The 14,764-nt window shown below is 67.9% G+C and carries 16 protein-coding genes; 11 read left to right on the top strand and 5 right to left on the bottom strand.

Annotation, left to right across the window (positions count from 1 at the left end; all coding sequences use genetic code 11):
• Nucleotides 1-68: 68 nt before the first annotated feature.
• Genes AC1ZV1_RS18975 through AC1ZV1_RS18985 form a run of 3 tightly spaced genes read left to right on the top strand, consistent with a single transcriptional unit; the run spans nucleotide 69 to nucleotide 2,313 of the window.
• Nucleotides 69-842, top strand: a complete 774-nt coding sequence (locus AC1ZV1_RS18975) for an SDR family NAD(P)-dependent oxidoreductase (protein WP_484293104.1) — start codon at nucleotides 69-71, stop codon at nucleotides 840-842.
• Between the two features lie 14 nt (nucleotides 843-856).
• Complete coding sequence (locus AC1ZV1_RS18980) at nucleotides 857-1,192, top strand: carboxymuconolactone decarboxylase family protein (protein ID WP_484293105.1); 336 nt, start codon at nucleotides 857-859, stop codon at nucleotides 1,190-1,192.
• 59 nt (nucleotides 1,193-1,251) lie between these two features.
• Complete coding sequence (locus AC1ZV1_RS18985; RefSeq protein ID WP_484293106.1) at nucleotides 1,252-2,313, top strand: flavin monoamine oxidase family protein; 1,062 nt, start codon at nucleotides 1,252-1,254, stop codon at nucleotides 2,311-2,313.
• A 5-nt stretch (nucleotides 2,314-2,318) separates the two neighbouring features.
• Here the strand turns inward: AC1ZV1_RS18985 and AC1ZV1_RS18990 are convergent, their stop codons facing one another.
• Nucleotides 2,319-3,308, bottom strand: a complete 990-nt coding sequence (locus AC1ZV1_RS18990; protein ID WP_484293107.1) for a zinc-dependent alcohol dehydrogenase family protein — start codon at nucleotides 3,306-3,308, stop codon at nucleotides 2,319-2,321.
• Between the two features lie 171 nt (nucleotides 3,309-3,479).
• Between AC1ZV1_RS18990 and AC1ZV1_RS18995 the strand changes: the two genes are divergently transcribed.
• The 3 genes from AC1ZV1_RS18995 (at nucleotide 3,480) to AC1ZV1_RS19005 (ending at nucleotide 5,686) form a co-directional block, all read left to right on the top strand.
• Complete coding sequence (locus tag AC1ZV1_RS18995) at nucleotides 3,480-4,370, top strand: LysR family transcriptional regulator (protein WP_484293108.1); 891 nt, start codon at nucleotides 3,480-3,482, stop codon at nucleotides 4,368-4,370.
• 85 nt (nucleotides 4,371-4,455) lie between these two features.
• Entirely contained in the window at nucleotides 4,456-5,016 is a 561-nt protein-coding gene (locus AC1ZV1_RS19000) for a GNAT family N-acetyltransferase (RefSeq protein ID WP_484293109.1), read from the top strand.
• Entirely contained in the window at nucleotides 5,003-5,686 is a 684-nt protein-coding gene (locus tag AC1ZV1_RS19005; protein WP_484293110.1) for a helix-turn-helix domain-containing protein, read from the top strand. Before AC1ZV1_RS19000 ends, AC1ZV1_RS19005 begins: the two co-directional genes overlap by 14 nt.
• Before the next feature lie 200 nt (nucleotides 5,687-5,886).
• Here AC1ZV1_RS19005 and AC1ZV1_RS19010 read toward each other — a convergent pair whose 3' ends face one another.
• From AC1ZV1_RS19010 to AC1ZV1_RS19025, 4 genes are all read right to left on the bottom strand, one after another.
• Complete coding sequence (locus AC1ZV1_RS19010; RefSeq protein ID WP_484293111.1) at nucleotides 5,887-6,783, bottom strand: sterol desaturase family protein; 897 nt, start codon at nucleotides 6,781-6,783, stop codon at nucleotides 5,887-5,889.
• Nucleotides 6,784-6,902: 119 nt separating this feature from the next.
• Nucleotides 6,903-7,280, bottom strand: a complete 378-nt coding sequence (locus AC1ZV1_RS19015; RefSeq protein ID WP_484293112.1) for a c-type cytochrome — start codon at nucleotides 7,278-7,280, stop codon at nucleotides 6,903-6,905.
• Nucleotides 7,281-7,319: 39 nt separating this feature from the next.
• A complete protein-coding gene (locus AC1ZV1_RS19020; RefSeq protein WP_484293113.1) occupies nucleotides 7,320-8,447 on the bottom strand; it encodes an MFS transporter in 1,128 nt (375 codons plus the stop codon).
• An 85-nt stretch (nucleotides 8,448-8,532) separates the two neighbouring features.
• Complete coding sequence (locus tag AC1ZV1_RS19025) at nucleotides 8,533-9,390, bottom strand: LysR substrate-binding domain-containing protein (protein WP_484293114.1); 858 nt, start codon at nucleotides 9,388-9,390, stop codon at nucleotides 8,533-8,535.
• A gap of 111 nt (nucleotides 9,391-9,501) precedes the next feature.
• On the opposite strand from AC1ZV1_RS19025, the gene phnD reads away from it, so the two are divergent.
• The 5 genes from phnD (at nucleotide 9,502) to AC1ZV1_RS19050 (ending at nucleotide 14,713) form a co-directional block, all read left to right on the top strand.
• On the top strand, nucleotides 9,502-10,374 hold the full coding sequence (phnD, locus tag AC1ZV1_RS19030) for a phosphonate ABC transporter substrate-binding protein (protein WP_484293115.1): 873 nt from the start codon (nucleotides 9,502-9,504) through the stop codon (nucleotides 10,372-10,374).
• Nucleotides 10,371-11,171: a phosphonate ABC transporter ATP-binding protein gene (phnC, locus tag AC1ZV1_RS19035; protein WP_484293116.1), complete on the top strand. Its 801-nt coding sequence runs from the start codon at nucleotides 10,371-10,373 to the stop codon at nucleotides 11,169-11,171. Before phnD ends, phnC begins: the two co-directional genes overlap by 4 nt.
• Nucleotides 11,168-11,986, top strand: a complete 819-nt coding sequence (phnE, locus tag AC1ZV1_RS19040; protein ID WP_484293117.1) for a phosphonate ABC transporter, permease protein PhnE — start codon at nucleotides 11,168-11,170, stop codon at nucleotides 11,984-11,986. The genes phnC and phnE overlap by 4 nt, the downstream gene beginning before the upstream one ends.
• A gap of 216 nt (nucleotides 11,987-12,202) precedes the next feature.
• On the top strand, nucleotides 12,203-13,291 hold the full coding sequence (gene psrA / locus AC1ZV1_RS19045; protein ID WP_484297590.1) for an iron-containing alcohol dehydrogenase PsrA: 1,089 nt from the start codon (nucleotides 12,203-12,205) through the stop codon (nucleotides 13,289-13,291).
• 126 nt (nucleotides 13,292-13,417) lie between these two features.
• Nucleotides 13,418-14,713: an MFS transporter gene (locus tag AC1ZV1_RS19050; protein ID WP_484293118.1), complete on the top strand. Its 1,296-nt coding sequence runs from the start codon at nucleotides 13,418-13,420 to the stop codon at nucleotides 14,711-14,713.
• The last annotated feature ends 51 nt before the right edge of the window (nucleotides 14,714-14,764 follow it).

A 14,764-nucleotide genomic window follows, 5' to 3' on the forward strand; every position in this document is an offset into this window, starting at 1 on the left:
CAGGATCTCCAGACAGACTCCGACGATCAACAGCAGCTTTCCTCCCAGACACAACGAGGACTCCCACCATGAATAGTTTTTCTAACAAGGTTGCGATCATCACCGGCGGCGGTTCGGGTATCGGCAAGGAAGTCGCGCGGCGACTCGTCGAAGCCGGCGCCAGCGTCGTCATCGGCGGCCGCGACAGCGTTAAGCTGAGCGAAGCAGCCCGTGAGATCGACCCCAGCGCCCAGCGTGTGCGCACCCTTGCCGGCAGCATCGCCGACCCGGCCACCGCCCAGGCCCTGGTCGACCTGGCGCAACGCGAGTTCGGCGGCGTCGACATCCTCATCAACAACGCCGGCATCTTCACGCCCAAGCCGTTCCTGGACGTCAGCCCGGAGGAGTACGACGCCTTCCTCGACACCATCCTCAAGGGCAAGTTCTTCATGGCCCAGGCCGCCGCCAGGGCCATGCTGCAACGCGGTGGCGGCGCCATCGTGCAGACCGGTTCGCTATGGGCCATCCAGGCCATCGGCGCCACGCCGTCGGCGGCCTACTCCGCCGCCAACGCCGGCGTGCACGCGCTGACCCGCAACCTGGCCATCGAACTGGCCGGCTCGAACATCCGCATCAACACCGTGGCCCCGGCCGTGGTGGAGACCCCCGTCTACGGCACCTTCATGGACGCCGAGCAGGTCAAGCAGGTGCTGCCGACCTTCAACGCCTTCCATCCACTGGGCCGCAACGGCCAGCCGGGTGATGTGGCGGCGGCGATCCTGTTCCTCGCCTCCGATGAAGCGTCGTGGATTACCGGCACCGTGTTGCCGGTGGATGGCGGCGTGACCGCCGGGCGTCAATGACAGGAGAACCGAACATGATGAACTGGAACGACTACTTCACCAGCCTGATCGAGCGCGTCGGCGAGTTCGCCGGCCTGGCCCCGGCCGCCATGCGCGGCCTGAACACCCTCGGCAACCTGCCGGCCACGCACCTGGCGCCCAAGGTCCACGAACTGATCGCCCTGTCGGTGGCCATCACCACCCGCTGCGACGGCTGCATCGCCACCCACGTGCAGGCGGCCCTCAAGCACGGCGCAACCCGCGAGGAAATCGCCGAGGCGCTGGGCGTGGCCATCGCACTGAACGCAGGGGCTGCACTGACCTACACGACCCGGGTGTTCGACGCCGTGGCGGCGTTCGACAAGCCCTGAAAATGCACCGGGCGCCGCCAGGCGCCCGGTCATCCATCGTCATGAAGCGGAGAGCCCTGATGTCCTCGCGCAAGATCGCCATCGTCGGTGGCGGGCTGGCCGGTCTGTATGCTGCCTATCGCCTGCAACGGCTGGGTATCGACTGGGAGCTGTTCGAGGCGCGTCCGCGCCTTGGTGGGCGCATCCTGTCGACGCCTGCCGGTGGCATCGACCTCGGTCCGACCTGGTTCTGGCCCGACTGCCAGCCGCGCCTGCAGGCCCTGGCGGGCGAACTGGGACTGTCAACCTTCGCGCAGTACGAAGACGGCGATGCGCTGGTCGAACGTTGGGGCGCCCCGGCGATCCGCCGACCCGGCTATACCTCCGGCAACCTCTCGCTACGCATCGAGGGCGGTACCGAACGCCTGGTTCAGGCACTGGCGGAGCACTTGCCGGCGCAACGTATTTTCCTGCAGAGCGAACTGCAACAGATCGAACTGGATAACGAGGGAGCGCGTCTGCACCTTGCCGGCTCGGCCCCCATGCAGGGTGACTTTCGTGCCATCTGGCTCGCCGTTCCACCACGTCTGGCGGCGCGCCTGAGGTTTGTCCCGGCATTGCCAGCTGATGTGATAAAGCAGCTTGCCAAGGTACCGACCTGGATGGCCTCCCACGCCAAGTACGTGGCCCGCTATGCGCGGCCGTTCTGGCGTGAGTCAGGACTCTCCGGTGATGCCTTCAGCGGCGTCGGCCCGCTGGCCGAGGTGCATGACGCCGGCCATATGGGTGGCGCAGCGCTGTTCGGCTTCCTCGGGCTGAGCGCCGCACAGCGCCGGGCGCTGGATGGCCCGGCGCTCGTGGCGGCCTGCCGTGCGCAGCTGGTCCGGCTGTTCGGCGAAGCGGCCGCGCACCCCCTCGATGACCGCCTGCAGGACTGGGCGGCAGAACCGCTGACCGCCACCGAGGACGACCAGATTCCGCCACGCTGGCACGGCCTGCCGGACCTGACCGGCCTGTTCGATGGCCATGCGCAACATCGCCTGCGCCTGATCGGCAGCGAAGCCGGCGGCGAGCAGGCCGGCTACATGGAGGGCGCGCTGCTGGCCGTCGAGCGGGCCGTCCAGGCGCTACCGCCGAACTGATCGCGTCAGACCGTGACGACGATCTTGCCCACCTGCTGGTTGGCTTCGAGGAAGCGGTGCGCGTCCTGGATCTCGTCCAGCGTGAATGTCCGCGCGATCACCGGGCTCAGTGCGCCGGACTCCAGCCCCTCGACGATGAACGCCTTGGCGCGCGCCAGCGCCGCCGGGTCGGCGACGATCTCGGCGTAGAGGTAGCCCTTCAGCGTGAGGCTCTTGCCCAGCACGGTGAACAGCGGGAATGGCGTCGGCTCCGGGCTCAGTGCGCCGTATTCGAGGAGGATGCCGCCACGCGCCATGGCCTGGGTGAGCGCCTCGAAGCCGGGGCCTCCGATGGGATCGAACACCACGCGGGCACCTTGCCCGCCAGTCAGCGCCATCACCTTCTCGACGATGTCCTCGTCGTCGCTGACGATCACATGATCCGCGCCAGCGTCCAGCAATGCCTGCTTCTTGGCCTGGGTGCGGGTCACGGCAATCGAGGTGGCGCCCACCATGCGGGCGATCTGGAAGGCTGCGAGGCCGACGCTGCTGGACGCCGCGGTGACCAGCACGAACTCGCCCTGCGACAGCTTCGCCTGTTCCACCAGCGCACCCCAGGCAGTGACGTACTGCATCCAGGACGCGGCGGCCTGCTCGAAGCTGAGGTTGCCCGGGTGCTTCACCACCAGGTACGCCGGCACGTTGGCCACTTCGCCGTAGGTGCCCCAGCGGGCGATATCCAGCGGCGGAATCAGGCTCACGGCGTCGCCGATCGCAACGTCCTTCACCGCGCTGCCCACCGCGCTCACCACGCCGGATGCCTCGTAGCCCAGGCGGCTGGGGAACTCGGCCTCCTGCAGGTAGGCATGGTTGCGGAACATCACTTCGGCGCGGTTCAGGCCTATGGCCTTGACGGCGATCTGCACCTCGTCCGCCGCCGGCGCGGGAACGTCCACCGCCTCCAGTTTCAGGACACTGGCGTCACCGTATTGGTGGATTCTGACAATGCGGGCCATGGCAACCTCTCTTCAAGCAAAGGCCTGCGTCCAAAACGCCGGCCGGAATGGGAGTGTAGAAAGTCCGCGGAGCGATGTTCGACCGTCTGCGGCATGGAGGGAAAATCTAGGCGTTGGCCGAAGCCGGATAAAGACCTAGGATGGCCGAACACTTGAAACACAGGGTTTGCAATGGACCGTCTCGAACAGATGGCCACCTTCGTCAAGGCGGTGGAGCTGGGCTCCTTCAGCGCGGCGGCCGACGAGCTGCAGATGTCGTCGCAACTGGTGGGCAAGCAGGTGAAGATGCTCGAGCAGCACCTGGGCCTGTCGCTGCTCAACCGCACCACGCGACGGCAGAGCCTCACCGACTTCGGCCGGGCCTTCTACCAGCGTGCCAAGCTGATCCTGGCGGACATGGAGGCGGCGGAGAATCTCGCCGCCGTCACCCGTGGCACGCCCAGCGGACGCCTGCGGATCAACGCGCCGGTGACCTTCGGCATGCGCACCCTGTCGCCGCGCCTGCTGGAGTACATGGTGCGCTACCCGCAGGTGTCGGTGGACCTGACGCTGTCCAACGAACTGGTGGACCTGATCAACGACGGCTACGACGTGGTGTTCCGCATCGGCGAGCTGGCCGACAACCGCCTCAAGGCCGTGCCGCTGACACCCTATCGTCTGGTCCTGTGCGCCGCGCCGGCCTACCTCGCGCGACGTCCGGCGATCTGCACGCCGGAAGACCTGAGCCAGCACGAATGCCTGGGCTTCGCCTTTTCCGATGGCCGCTCCAGCTGGACCTTCGACGGTCCGGACGGCCGCATCGAGGTACCGATTACAAGCCGTTTGACGATCAATCAGGGTGACCCGCTGCTGGCAGCGGCAATCGCCGGGCTGGGCGTGGTGCTGCAGCCGCAGGAACTGGTCGGTGATGCAGTGCGCAGCGGCACGCTGGTGCAACTGCTGCCGCACTACAGCGTGCCGACCTCGCCGATGCACATCCTCTACGCCCCGGACCGGCGCCTGACACCCAAGCTGCGCAGCTTCCTCGACTTCGCCATCGCCGCTTTCGGGCGCCCGGTCTGAAGCCGGTAGGCCAGGGGCTGAACGGAGCACTGGCCTACCTTTCCGAGGAACGGCAGACTGTCCCGGAAGCCTCGAGGAACCTGCCATGGACTGCCAACCCACACCCACCCTGCGCACCGCGCGCCTGCTGCTCACGCCGATGGAACTGGCCGACGCGGAGGTCATCCAGCGCCTGTTCCCGCACTGGGACGTGGTGCGCTACCTCGACCGCCGTGTGCCCTGGCCCTACCCGGCCGATGGCGCACGGGTCTATGTGCGCGACGTGGTGCTGCCAGCCATGGCCCGTGGCGAGGAATGGCATTGGATGATCCGCCTCGCCAGCGCCCCGGACGACGCCATCGGCAACATCTCGCTGTTCGATCAGCCGGGCAATCACCGTGGCTTCTGGCTGGCCCCCGCCTGGCAGGGGCACGGCTACATGAGCGAGGCCTGCAAGGCGGTCAGCCGCTTCTGGTTCCAGACGCTGGAAAAACCGCTGATGCAGGTGCCCAAGGCCGTCCCCAACCAGGGTTCGCGGCGCATCTCCGAACGCGAGGGCATGCGTCTGGTGAGCCGCGACCAAGGCCACTTCGTCAGCGGCGTGCTGCCACGGGAAACCTGGGAGCTGACCCGCGAAGAGTGGCTGGCGCGCCATGCAGCCGACTGAACAGGCCTGGCAGGGCGAACTCTGGCTCGGTGCGGACTTCTGCCTGGTCGCCGGCACCACCGGCCACGCACGCGCCCACGCCCACTACGCGCACCAGTTGTTGATGGCCTGCGAAGGCGAAGTGACGGCGCTGGTCGACGATCAACCGCAGCAGGCTTCACTGCTGGTGATCGCGTCCAACCAGCGCCACGCGATCAGCGACAGCGACCAGCGCGCCGTCACCCTGTTCGCCGAGCCGCTCGCCTTCGAACTGGGCGATCTTGAGCGACTCTGCCGGCAGGCCGGGCCAGACCTGCAAAACCTCGCAGCGGGGCTGTGCGAGCTGCCGCGCCGCGAGCTCGACCCGCGCCTGGCGAAGGCCCTGCAACGCATCCGCGCACTGGACGATGGCGCCCTGCCCGCCCAGGCGCTGGCCGAAGCAGCGTCGCTCTCGCTGAGCCAGCTGGAGCGGTTGTTCAGCGGCACGCTGGGGCTGTCGGTGCGCCGGCTGGTGCTCTGGCAGCGGCTGCGCCAGGCGCTGCGACTGGCCATGGCCGGCGACAGCCTGACCAGCGCCGCCATCGCAGCAGGCTTCGCCGACTCCGCGCATTTCTCGCGGAGTGTCCGCAGTCAGTTCGGGATTCGGGCTGACCTGACATTGCGCCAGTTGAGGCTACGACTGCTGGGCTGAATCCAGCGCCGGAGTTCCCCTGTAGGAGCGGGCCATGCCCGCGATCGCGCGCATGGCGCGCTCCTACAATTGACGCCTGCCAATCGATGCATCCGTTGAGGACGGACTCCGCCGCGACAGATTTCGCAAACAAGGTCCGCCCCTACGCCAACGGTCGCTGCGGAGCTGGCCTGTAGGAGCGAGCTTGCTCGCGAACCGGGTTATCCGCGCACACCAATTCCCGCACGCTGAAGCTCCGCCGGCAACGGCGCCGGCGGATGCGCCACATCCACACGACGGAACGGCTCGGCCAACTGATCGAGATACGCCATGGGATAATCCGGCCGGTCGCCGATCCCCAAATCATCCTCCGCCAGCACATAGTCCGGCAGGTACAGCGCAGTCCCCAGCAGACGATCCCAGACGCTGAAGAACAGCGCGAAGTTCACATCCCCCGCCGTGCCGTACTTCAAGTGGTGCAAGCGATGCAGCGGCGCCCAGGCGAACAGGTGGCGCAGCGCGCCGATACGCATGTCGACATTGCTGTGCTGCAGCAGCAACTGGATGGCGATGGCGAACGCCAGCAGCGCCGCAACCTCGACCGGCATCCCCAGCAACAGCAACGGCAGCGTTCCGCCGAGGGCTTCGAGCATCTGGTGCAACGGATGCTTCATCAGCCCGTTGAAGCCATACATGCGCGTGACGCTGTGGTGCACCGCATGCAGCCGCCACAACAGCGCAGAACGGTGGCTGGCGTAATGCACCAGGGTGATGCCGAGATCGGCGATCAGCAGCGCCGCCAGCAGTTGCAGCGCCAGCGGCCAGTCGTTTGGCCACAGCGCGAAGTGCGGCAGCCACAAGGCCAGCAGCGGAATCGCAGCGATGCCCAGCGCATTCAGCGTCTCATTGACCAGCGCGTGAATCAGGTCGCGGGCAACGTCGTCGTGGCCCTCGTTCCAGCCTGCGCGATAGGGCCAGAACCGCTCGGCGAGGAAGGCCAGCAGGATCGCCAACGGCAACAACGCCGGCAGGCACACCAGCGATACGCCTTCACTGACCAGGTACAGGGCCAGGCCGATGAAGCCGAAGAAGAACGCGGGGGCGTAGAGGTGTCGCATGGGGCAGCTCCAGGTCAGAAAGAGCCGCCAGTGTTCCCGCCGCGCCGTCAGTCGCGCTTGAACAATCCGCGCATTCGGCGCCGCCATCGCGCGCGGATTTCCGTGCCCCACGGGCAGCCTCAGCGGCTCTTGGCGATAACCCCGACCATGTACTGGTTCAGGTCGCGCAGATCGTCGATGCTCCAGGCGTGCGGCGGTATCTTCACGCCGTTCTCACGCAAGGTCCGGGGGATCAGGCTGCCGTTGGGGCGCAGCACCACCGAGGACACGATGACGCCCGGATACTCGCTCAGGCGCTTCTTGAACGCGGGCGTCGTGAGGTCGGGCGTGGGCGGACTGCTCTTGTGGGCCAGGGGCCCGGTCGCCTTGATATCCGCGCCGTGGCAGACGGCGCAGCGTTGGGTAAAGAGAGCCTTGCCGTTGAGCGTATCCGCCCCGGCCGGCGACAGCTGAGCCAGCGACAGAATCCCCGTCAAACCGATGAACAATGCTTTCACGTCCGTGCTTCCTTGCCCTACGAATTAGTCCTGAGTCACTCAGCGCCGCCAGGCACACCCCAGCGCACTGAGCGCCAGTATCGCCGCCGCGCCCGCATAGGCCCAGAGCGCCGGCACCTGCGGCAGCAGAACACCGGCCAGGATCGGCCCGAGCCCCGCACCGATGTCGCGCCACACCGCGTTGCCCGCCAGCGCCTGGATGCGCGCCTGCGGGTTGCGCTGCGCCACCAGCGTGACCACCAGCGGCAGTTGCAGCGCGCGCAGCACCAGCACCAGGAAGGCGCCGACGAACAGCCAGTAGCTGCCGAACATCAGCAGCGCCAGCGAGGTGGCCAGCGACAGCACCACCAGCATGCGCAGCGCGCCGAAGCGATCCGCCAGGCGCCCGCCGAAGGGGCTGAAGAGCATCTCGCTGAGGTACCGCACCGCCATCAGCACGCCCGCCACCAGCACGCCGGTGCCGCCCAGGTGGGTCTGCGCGTAGAGCGACAGGCCGAAGATGAACAGGCCGTCGAGGGTAACGCCTTCGATGAAGGACCAGGTGGCGATGCTGTCCGGCAGGCGCAGGCGGCGGCCGCTGTTGCTGGGGATGTCGTGCCCCCTGTCGGGCAGCGCGCGGGCACGCCAGAGACCGCACAGGGCGCTGACGCAGAGGACGAAGAAGATGCTGCGCGGGCCCACCGCCTGGGCCATCACCGCGCCCAGCGGAAGGAACAGCATCGGCCCGATGGACAACGTCGCCCGCGAACGGCCGGCGCGGCGCGCGGCACCCTGCGCCTCGGCGGTGGCGAGGGTCTGGGTACTGAGGTTGAACGTGGCAAAGCACAGACCCCAGACCAGCCGCAGCACCAGCAGCGCGGCGAAGCCGGAAAGGGTCGCGTTGCCCAGCGCACAGGCCGCCGCCGCGAAGGCCGCGAGGCTGCACGCGGCGCGGTCGCCATGGCGGCCGTAGAAGCGCACCACCCAGCCGTAGCCGACGATGCGCACCAGCCGGTTGGCCGCCAGCAGGATGCCCGCTTCCACCAGGGTCACGCCGAAATCCGCTGCGTACATCGGCAGCAGCAGGTACAGCAGCACGTCGCTGGGCAGGCACAGGCTGAGCACCTGGGCGGAGTTGCGCGAATCTCGGTCGGCTCGCTGCAGGGCAGGCGCGGTAGCGGACGACATGACAGCCTCGTGACAACGACGGGGCCGCAGGATAACCCGCGCCCCGCCCCGCAGGACAAGCCTTACGCCAGTGCCGGCAGCTGTGCTATGGCGCGAGCGAGCGCAGGAAGGAGGCGATCACCTGGCTGCTGCGGCGCTCGGCGAGGTAGTACAGGTAGGTCTCGGTGCACACCGGGTCGCCGCTGATGCGGATCGCCTTCAGGCGCGGGTCGGCGATGTACTCCGCCTCGGACACCACGCCGATGCCGATGCCGCGGATTGCCGCCTCGCGCAGGGCCTCGCGGCTGCCGATTTCCATGGCGATGCGCGGCGTGACGTCGGCCTTGTCCAGTTCGCGTTCCAGCGCTACGCGGGTGGTCGAACCCTGCTCGCGGCGCAGCAGCGGCTGCCCCTGCAGGGCTTGCAGGCGTACCTCGGCGTGGCGCGCGAACGGGTGGTCGACGTGGGCGAAGAGGATCACCGGGTGCCGCGCGTACAGCTGCGCGACAAACGCCGGGTCGTCATGCAGGCCGGCGAGCACGCCGACGTCGGTGACGTAGTTTTCCAGGTCGGCCAGCACCGAGGCGGAGTTGCCGATGCGGATCGACACATCGATCTGCGGGTAGTCGCGGCGGTACAGGTCGACCATCTCGATCACATGGAACGGCCCCACGGCGCCGACCTTCAGCTGGCCACGGTTGAGCTGTCCGGAGTCACGCAGCAGGTTGGTCGCCTCGGATTCGAGCATCGACATCTGCTGGGCGATGGGCAGCAGCGCCCGGCCCACGGCGGTCAACTCGATGCGTCGGCCACGGCGGTGGAACAGCTCGACGTTGAACTCGCGCTCCAGGCCCTGGATCTGGGTGGTCGCGGTCGGCTGGCTGAGGCCGATGGCCCGCGCTCCGCCGCTGAAGCTGGCATGGCGGGCCACGGCGAGGAAGGTACGCAGGCGGGCAGTGGACATCCATAGCTCCTATCAATGGATTAGTGCGTTAACCCATATTGATTTGATGGCGTGACTGTCACATGACAGCCCTAGCGTTGGCGCTACCGAACACAACCTCCGGGTAACGCCATGACTTCGCTGACCAGACTGTTCCGCTTCGCCGTGCTGCCGCTCGCCTTCACCGCCGCCCTGCTGCCGACCGCCCAGGCACAGGACGCCCTCACCGTCGGCCTGATCCCCTCCGAGGATTCCCAGGCCATGATCAAGAGCAGCCAGCTGGTGCTCGACCAGCTGCAGGAACGCCTGGGCATGCCGGTGAAGCCCTTCGTGGCCACCGACTACAATGGCGTGATCGAAGCGCTGCGCGCCGGCAAGCTCGACGTTGCCTACCTCGGCCCGTTCTCCTACGTCCTGGCGAACAAGGTCGCCGGCGCCCACGCCTTCGCCGTGGCGGTGACCAGGAAGACCGGCACCAGCGCCTACCACAGCCTGATCATCGCCCGTAAGGACAGCGGCATCCGCAGCCTGGACGACCTCAAGGGCCACACCTTCGCCTTCGTCGACCCCAGCTCCGCCTCCGGCCATCTGTTCCCCAAGGCCGGTCTGGAACAGTCGGGCCATGACCCGAAGACGCTGTTCTCGCGGGTGATCTTCTCCGGCTCCCACGACGCCAGCATCCTCGCCGTGGCGAACCGCAAGGTGGATGCCGCCGCCGTCGCCGACCGCATCCTCGCCGGCGCCATCAGCTCGGGCCAGGTGCAGCAGGACGATCTCCAGGTCGTGTGGAAGTCCGACGACATCCCCGAGTCGCCCATGGTCTGGCGCAAGAACCTCGACCCGGAACTGCAGAAGAAACTGGTCGCCGCGTTCGCCTCGATCAAGGATGTGCCGTGGGGCGACCAGGGCCTGCTCAATGGCTTCCAGCCCACCGACGACGCTGCCTACAACGTCGTGCGCGACACCGCCAAGGTGCTCGATCTCGACCTGCGGAGCCTGAAATGATCCGTGTCGCCCAACTGACCAAGGGCTACGGCGAAAACCCGGTGCTGCGCGGGATCGACCTGCGCATCGAGGCCGGCGAGTTCGTGGTGATCCTCGGTCAGTCCGGCGCCGGCAAGTCCACCCTGCTGCGCTGCATGAACCGCCTGGCCGAGGCCGATGGCGGCGAGCTGCAAGTGGCCGGCGTCGACGCCATGCAGGCGCGCGATACCCGCGAGCTGCGCCGGCGGGTGGCGATGATCTTCCAGCACCACAACGTGGTGCCACGCCTGTCGGTGCTCAAGAACGTACTGACCGGGCGCCTGGGCTGCGTCGGCACCCTCGCCTCGGTGCTGCAGCTGTTCAGCCGCGACGACGTCGCCCTGGCCCGCGAATGCCTGCGCCGGGTGGAGCTGGAGCACAAGGCCGAGGCGCGCACCGATTCGCTCTCCGGCGGGCAGATGCAACGCGTGGGCATTGCCCGCGCGCTGGCCCAGCGGCCGCAGGTGATCCTTGCCGACGAACCGGTGGCCAGTCTCGACCCGAAGACCGCGCAGCTGATCATGCACTACTTGCGCGAGGCCACCCGCACCCTGGGCATCACCGTGGTGTGCAACCTGCACCAGGTGGACCTGGCGCGGGAATTCGGCGACCGCATCGTCGGCCTGGCCAACGGCCGCCTGGTGTTCGACGGCGGCCGCGAGCAACTGGATGACGCCGCCCTGCAGCGTATCTACCCGCAACGCCCGAACAGCGAGGCAACCGCCTACCAGGCGGCCGCCCGCGCGGTCTACGCCAGCGAAACAGGAGCCGGAGCATGAACCTGCGCAGCCACCAGTGGATGGTCGACACACCACAGAGCAAGCGCGGCTGGCTGACCACCGGCGCCGCCGTGCTGGCGGTGCTCTACCTGCTGCACTGGAGCGCCGCGGGCGCGCAGCTGAGCTGGAGCGAACTGGCCAGCGGCCTGCCGCAGATCGGCGACTTCCTCAGCCGCTCGCTGCCGCCGGACATGAGCATCCTGCCGAGCCTCTGGGGCCCGGCGCTGGAGACCTTGCAGATCGCCCTCTGGGGCACCCTGCTGGGCATCGTGCTGGCCGTGCCGCTGGGCTTCCTCGCCGCGCGCAACCTGCACGGCAACCGCTGGCTGTACCTCGCCACACGCCAGTTGCTCAACGTCATCCGCAGCATCAACGAACTGATCCTTGCCCTGGTGTTCGTTTCCGCCGTAGGCCTGGGCCCCTTCCCTGGCGTGCTGGCCCTGGCGCTGCACGGCGTGGGCATGCTCGGCAAGTTCTTCGCCGAGAGCATCGAGGAAATCAACCAGGGCCCCCTCGAAGCACTGCAGGCGACCGGCGCTCGGCCGCTGCAGGTGATCGTCTTCGGCGTGCTGCCGCAGGTGATCACCGCGTGGATCGCCGTGGTGCTCTACCGCTTCGAGGTCAACCTGCGCTCGGCCACCGTGCTCGGCATGGTCGGCGCCGGCGGCCTGGGCTTCGAACTGGTCAGCAGCCTGAAACTGTTCAAGTACCAGGAGACGGCCACCTGCATCGTCGTCATCACCGTCATGGTGGTGCTCGCCGACCTGCTCTCCAACCGCCTGCGCCACGCCATCCAGGGTAACGGGCGGCACTGACCGCCCCGTCCCCAACCGCTCGCCCTTCCGCCCCAACTTCCTGCCGCGTGCGCCTTCCGGGCGCGCGCCGGGCAGGCTCACGCCCGGAGTTCATGCACGATGCCCGCACCCGCCGTTATCGGTCTGGCCGATGCCCACCTGCAATCAATCGATTGGAACGAAACCGACGAGGCCCCGAGCATGGCCGCACGTTCAAACAACAACAAGGAACTGCCCATGCCTGCCCGATTCCATAATCCGGTCGCCACCGTTTTCGGCGGCGGCAGCCTGGACCGCATCGCCGACCTCTGCGAAGGCAAGGTCGCCCTGGTAACCTTCCCCGAAGCCGCGCAACTGGGGTTGATCGACCGCGTCCGCGGCCTGCTCGGCGAGCGCCTCGGCTATGTCATCGACAACGTGCAGCCCAACCCCGACGTAGCCTGGCTGCGCGATGTGCACGAGCGCTTCTGGCGCGAAGCAGCGGACTGCAGCACCGTCTTCGCCCTCGGCGGCGGCAGCGCCATCGACACTGCCAAGGCGCTGATCGTCGGCACCGCGTCCGGGCGCTTCGACGAACTGCTCGACCTGCTGGCCGCCGGCAAGCCCTTCGTCCCGGCGCGGCACAAGACACTGATCGCCGCGCCGACCACCGCCGGCACCGGCAGCGAAGTCACGCCCTGGGCCACCCTCTGGGACGCGCAACAGCAGAAGAAGTACTCCCTGCACCTGGACTGTACCTGGCCCAAGGTCGCGCTGATCGACCCGGACCTGATGCTCAGCGTGCCCGCCGGCGTGACGGTTTCCACCGGGCTGGACGCGCTGTCCCACGCGCTGGAATCGATCTGGAACCACAACGCCAACCCGATCTCCGACACCTTCGCCCTCTCCGCCATCGAGGACATCCTCGACTGCCTGCCGCGCCTGCAGCAGGACCTGGCCAACCGCGAACTGCGCTCGCGCATGGCGCTGGCCGCACTGAAGGCCGGCATGGCCTTCTCCAACACCAAGACCGCGCTGGCCCACTCCATCTCCTACGAGATGACCCTGCGCCACGGCCTGCCGCACGGCATCGCCTGCTCCTTCACCCTGCCGCTGGTCCTGGGCCTGGCCTGGGGCCGCGACGCCGATCGCGACCGCACCCTGCAACGAGTGTTCGGCAGCGACCTGGCCGGCGCGCAGAAGCGCCTGCGTGAATTCCTCCATCGGCTCGGGGTCAAGACCGAGTTCGGCGACTACGGCGTGACGGCCACGGAAGCCGAAGCGATGATCGACTTCGCCATGCAGGGTGCCCGCGGACGCAACTTCATCGGCTCGCAGGCCGCCTGACGCCGTCCGTCACCGGGCGGCCCCGGTGGCCGCCTCCTCCTGTTGCACCGAAAACCTATCGCACCGAAGAAGAGTGCCGACACGCCGAGCCTTGCGCCGGCGCGAGCGAACAAGAAGGAAAACGCCATGAACCGTGCCCAAACCCTGTCGGGGCCAGTCTCCGCCGTCACCCCGTTCCGCGCCGCCCAGTGGCGCATGCTGCTCGCCGCGATGTTCTGCTACCTGTTCTTCTATACCGGTCGCCAGACCTTCGGCTTCGCCATTCCCGGCATCCAGGCCGAGTTCGGCCTGAGCAAGGAAACCCTCGGCTGGGCCTCCAGCGCGATGCTGTGGATGTACGCCATCGGCCAGGCCATCAATGGCAACCTCGCCGACAAGTTCGGCGGCCGGCGCATCATGAGCCTGGGCGCAGCGCTGTCCTGCGCGGCCAACTGGGTCACCAGCTTCGCCGGCGGCTTCGGCAGCCTGATCCTGCCGTGGGGCATCAATGGCTATTTCCAGGCCCTGGGCTGGGCGCCGGGCAGCCGCCTGCTGTCGAACTGGTGGAGCGCCGCCGAGCGCGGCAAGGTCTACGGCTTCTATGTGTTCGCCGCCGGCTGCGCGTCGGTGCTGTCCTACGTCACCTCGGTGGTGGTGATCGACGTCATGCACCTGGAGTGGCGCTGGATCTTCCGCCTGCCGGTGCTGCTGATGCTCGCCGGCGGCATCGTGTTCTACCTGGTGGCCCGTGAGCGCCCGCAGGACATGGGCTTCGAACCGCTCGCCGACACCGGCGTGGCGAACGCCGAGGACCGCGCCAGCGAGGCCGCCCACGGCGAGGAAGAAACCTCGACGCAACGCTACCTCGCCGTGCTGAAGAACCCGCGCCTGCTGGTGGCGGCGCTGTCGCTGGGCTTCCAGAACGCTGCGCGCTACGGGCTGATCGTCTGGGTGCCGGTGCACTTCCTCGGCGCCGACTGGCAGAAGGGCCAGAGCTTCATCGACCCGAAGTGGATCACCATCGCCCTGCCGGTCGGCATGGCCGTCGGCGCGCTGAGCAACGGCTGGGTCTCCGACCGCCTGTTCGGCAGCAAGCGCTACCGCGCGATCATGCTCTACATGGTGCTGGGCGCCCTCACCAGCCTGTGGATGTGGAGCCTGCCGGCGCACAGCGGTGTCGGCCTGCTCGCACTGTTCCTTTGCGGATTCTTCGTCTACGGCCCGGCGTCGAGCTTCTGGGCGCTCTGCCCGGACCTGGTCGGCGCACGCCGCGCCGGCACCGCCACCGGGATCATGAACTTCTCCTCTTACCTCTTTGCGGGTCTGGCCGAACCCCTGATCGGTCGCATGCTGGATACGACCGGCAATACTTCCCTGATCTTCATCGTGGTCACCACGGCCTGCGTGTGCAGCGCGGTGGTCGCCCTGTTCGTCCGGCGCTGAGGGTACGGCCATGCTGCAAGCCCTCGTGCCAGGCGCCTCCCATACAAAGAG

The organism is Pseudomonas sp. BB438 (assembly GCF_057180225.1).

Bases quoted from the DNA above. Each gene is read 5' to 3' on its own strand.
- AC1ZV1_RS18975 (WP_484293104.1), top strand. From the start codon at position 69: ATGAATAGTTTTTCTAACAAGGTTGCGATCATCACCGGCGGCGGTTCG.
- AC1ZV1_RS18980 (WP_484293105.1), top strand. From the start codon at position 857: ATGATGAACTGGAACGACTACTTCACCAGCCTGATCGAGCGCGTCGGC.
- AC1ZV1_RS18985 (WP_484293106.1), top strand. From the start codon at position 1,252: ATGTCCTCGCGCAAGATCGCCATCGTCGGTGGCGGGCTGGCCGGTCTG.
- AC1ZV1_RS18990 (WP_484293107.1), bottom strand. From the start codon at position 3,308: ATGGCCCGCATTGTCAGAATCCACCAATACGGTGACGCCAGTGTCCTG.
- AC1ZV1_RS18995 (WP_484293108.1), top strand. From the start codon at position 3,480: ATGGACCGTCTCGAACAGATGGCCACCTTCGTCAAGGCGGTGGAGCTG.
- AC1ZV1_RS19000 (WP_484293109.1), top strand. From the start codon at position 4,456: ATGGACTGCCAACCCACACCCACCCTGCGCACCGCGCGCCTGCTGCTC.
- AC1ZV1_RS19005 (WP_484293110.1), top strand. From the start codon at position 5,003: ATGCAGCCGACTGAACAGGCCTGGCAGGGCGAACTCTGGCTCGGTGCG.
- AC1ZV1_RS19010 (WP_484293111.1), bottom strand. From the start codon at position 6,783: ATGCGACACCTCTACGCCCCCGCGTTCTTCTTCGGCTTCATCGGCCTG.
- AC1ZV1_RS19020 (WP_484293113.1), bottom strand. From the start codon at position 8,447: ATGTCGTCCGCTACCGCGCCTGCCCTGCAGCGAGCCGACCGAGATTCG.
- AC1ZV1_RS19025 (WP_484293114.1), bottom strand. From the start codon at position 9,390: ATGTCCACTGCCCGCCTGCGTACCTTCCTCGCCGTGGCCCGCCATGCC.
- phnD (WP_484293115.1), top strand. From the start codon at position 9,502: ATGACTTCGCTGACCAGACTGTTCCGCTTCGCCGTGCTGCCGCTCGCC.
- phnC (WP_484293116.1), top strand. From the start codon at position 10,371: ATGATCCGTGTCGCCCAACTGACCAAGGGCTACGGCGAAAACCCGGTG.
- phnE (WP_484293117.1), top strand. From the start codon at position 11,168: ATGAACCTGCGCAGCCACCAGTGGATGGTCGACACACCACAGAGCAAG.
- psrA (WP_484297590.1), top strand. From the start codon at position 12,203: ATGCCTGCCCGATTCCATAATCCGGTCGCCACCGTTTTCGGCGGCGGC.
- AC1ZV1_RS19050 (WP_484293118.1), top strand. From the start codon at position 13,418: ATGAACCGTGCCCAAACCCTGTCGGGGCCAGTCTCCGCCGTCACCCCG.